Annotated in this window: 5 protein-coding genes; 2 read left to right on the plus strand and 3 right to left on the minus strand. The window is 36.4% G+C overall.

Going from position 1 to position 2817, the window contains the following annotated elements:
- The coding region (locus PX484_RS20450) for a tetratricopeptide repeat protein (RefSeq protein ID WP_288105303.1) at nt 1-1317 on the plus strand (1317 nt) is incomplete at its 5' end.
- Between the two features lie 10 nt (nt 1318-1327).
- Here PX484_RS20450 and PX484_RS20455 read toward each other — a convergent pair.
- The 3 genes from PX484_RS20455 to PX484_RS20465 are packed head-to-tail and all read right to left on the minus strand — an operon-like array spanning nt 1328 to nt 2313.
- Nucleotides 1328-1741, minus strand: a complete 414-nt coding sequence (locus PX484_RS20455) for a type II toxin-antitoxin system VapC family toxin (RefSeq protein WP_271935268.1) — start codon at nt 1739-1741, stop codon at nt 1328-1330.
- On the minus strand, nt 1738-2001 hold the full coding sequence (locus tag PX484_RS20460) for a hypothetical protein (protein WP_002766985.1): 264 nt from the start codon (nt 1999-2001) through the stop codon (nt 1738-1740). Before PX484_RS20460 ends, PX484_RS20455 begins: the two co-directional genes overlap by 4 nt.
- A gap of 60 nt (nt 2002-2061) precedes the next feature.
- Nucleotides 2062-2313, minus strand: a complete 252-nt coding sequence (locus PX484_RS20465; RefSeq protein WP_287107184.1) for a hypothetical protein — start codon at nt 2311-2313, stop codon at nt 2062-2064.
- Nucleotides 2314-2624: 311 nt separating this feature from the next.
- Between PX484_RS20465 and PX484_RS20470 the strand changes: the two genes are divergently transcribed.
- Nucleotides 2625-2817, plus strand: a 193-nt coding sequence (locus PX484_RS20470) for a type II toxin-antitoxin system RelE/ParE family toxin (RefSeq protein WP_288105304.1), incomplete at its 3' end; no start/stop codon positions are given.

Raw genomic sequence — 2817 nt, forward strand, 5'->3', positions numbered from 1 at the left:
AATTCTCCTGCACCTGTGCCGACACCCTTTCAAGTTGCTTTAGAGCGTTACCAGAATGCTCTAAATTATTTAGATACTTCTCATAATAAATCTCTGAAAAAAGCACAGGCTTTAGAAATTATTGCCGCCAGAGATGCTCTTCATAAACAAATGGAAGCTGAGGCGGAAATTTCCGTTGATATGTCGTTAAAATTAATCGAACAAGATAATAGATTAAAACAGAAAAGTTACAAAATTACTCAAGTTCTTGACTTAGCTGAATATCGGGAGACTTTACCTATTTCTGCTCAAGCTTGGTGGTGGCATTTAGAAAGCAGGGAATCTCTGCATCCTTGCAATCGCTTTGATTGGCTATTGAGAAGCGGTAAGCTGGTTTTATTAGGGGTTAATTTTACATTAATCGGAACGATTGCTACTCGGTTTCTTGGTGGTGGCTCAGGTTTGCTAGAAGTAGGGGGTGTGATATTTTCGACTTTTATTTCTTTGTTACAGGCTCAAAATGCGCTGACACAGGAGCGACAAAAGAGTTTTGTTAAGTTAATGAAATTTCTGAGGATTGCTGAATATTGGCATGAAAAAGTACAGTTTTTGGTAACAGTAATAATTTTTGCCTTACTATTAAGCATTTGGTTACATTTCTCTTGGTTTTCTGAGCTTTATAAGCAAGAAGGCAACCGTTTACAATCTCCTCCGCCAGCAAGTCAAGAATTTCCTAATTTAGCTTCAGCCGAAGAGAAGTATTTAAAAGCAATTGAGTTAGATCCAGATAATCTAGATGCTCATTATAAGTTAGCAACACTTTATGAAGAGTTACAGGATTTGACTAATGGGAAAAAACACTATTTAATTGCGGCAAAAGGTGGTTTTATAGATGCTTATAATAATCTCGCTTATTGGTATCTGCGAGATAATAAGAATGCAGAAGCGGTAGAGTTACTGGAAAAAGCTAAGAGATTATTAGCAGAAAAAGATGAAAAACTAGACCAATTTACTGAAGAGGAGAAACGCAATTTAGCAGTACAAAAATATAGTATTTATAAAAATCTAGGCTGGGCCAGATTTAAGCAAAATCGCAGTGAAGATGCAGTTCCTAATCTTTTAGTTGCTATTGGTATCGCTGAAAATCCAGCTTATCAGAAATTTATCCGCAATCCCGGTGCTGCTTTTTGTATTTATGCTCAACTTTTAGAAAAAGAAGACAAGAAATTATCTCAGGAAAATTGGCGTAAATGTCTTAAATTAGCCGAAGGGAGGGAAATTAATACGGAGGAGGAGCAATGGTTATATGAAGCGAGGAAAAAAATTAAAGTGAAGTAAAGTTTACTGACTATTCTCTGAGTAATGCGCTAAATCCTTCTTGCTGAAAATGCTTATCAAAGGTTAATATTTCAGAGATTTCCAGTTGTCTCATAATCTGCATGGAAGCACAATCAGTTAAACTGTATCCTTTATCTAATCGTCTTTGGTAAAAATCAAAAGCCTGCTGAAATTGTTCACTGGTTTGGGGAATGATTTCTATAGTAGAATCGTTTTTCAAATCGTTGGTTAAGTTAATAGCAGATTGGCGTAGATAATCTCCTCTTCCTGACAATGCGTTAAGTAATTCTGTCAAAATCATTTCGCTAGTAATTCCTGTAAATTTTCCTAGTCTTACTGTCATTAGTGTGGCAAGTTCATGGAGATTGTCTCTATAATCAGCGAGTGCTTGCAAATAGGATGTATCTAAGAAAATTTTTCTCATTCTTCCTCATCTTCTCTTGGTGCGCCGTACATATAGTGTTCAAAATTACGCGCAAAGTCTGTAGGTAAGTGTTTTCGCCATTCTGACTGGGGAACAAGTGCGCCAATTTCTGCAATTCTTTGCCAAAAAGGTTTTTTGCGGAATTCGGGATCAGCTTGAAGTTGAGCGAATTTTGCTTGTAATTCAGCTATTGTCGGAAGTTCCTCTATTGTCGGAATTTCTTCTGTGCGAGTGGGATTGTTTGGGGGATTCATAATCATTTAGTGGGATTGGTTTACTACATATATTATAACTTTGAATTGACGTTAGTTCTGTGTTTGTTATTTTTCCTCATCTTCTCTTGGTGCGCCGTACATATAATGTTCCGCGTTACGCGCAAAGTCTCTGGGAAAGTGTTTTCGCCATTCTGATTGGGGAACAACGTTACCAATTTCTATAATTTTTTGCCAAAAAGGTTTTGCTAAAAATTCTGGGTCATTTTCTAGTGCATCCCATTTAGCATCGAGTTCTTCCATTGATAACTCAGGCTCTTCGGATGTGTTAGAGGTTGAATGATTGTTTAAGTTAGTCATGATTAAAGTTTCCTTAGTGATAATAGGTTACTTTTATTATAGCATTTTCAAGTTGGATTGAGGTACGGAGATTATCGAGGGGAATTAACCACAGAGACACAGAGGACAGGGAGATTATTTGCCAATGTTATAATTTATAATGATGATGGCAAGAGAGCCGAATGTTTAACTGAAAGCTTGACATTATTTTATGTACAGACTATATTATATTTATGGAATAGAATATTATATTTGATCCAGATTTTAGGTTCTGGTTTTATCAACAAGAACAGGGACTTCAAAATGAAGTATTTGCTGTTTTAACTGTATTGATGAAACTTAAACCAGCACTGGGGAGACCACGAGTTGATACCATTGAAGGAGCTTCTTTTAAGAATATGAAAGAGCTTCGTATTCAGTATAAAGGTGAACCTTGGCGTGTTTTATTTGCCTTTGATCCTCATCGACAAGCAATTTTACTTGTTGGGGGGAACAAGTCAGGTAACAAAAGATGGTACAAAGAAA

Origin of the sequence: Microcystis sp. M49636_WE2, from assembly GCF_030065375.1 — a bacterium.
GTDB lineage: Bacteria > Cyanobacteriota > Cyanobacteriia > Cyanobacteriales > Microcystaceae > Microcystis > Microcystis aeruginosa_C.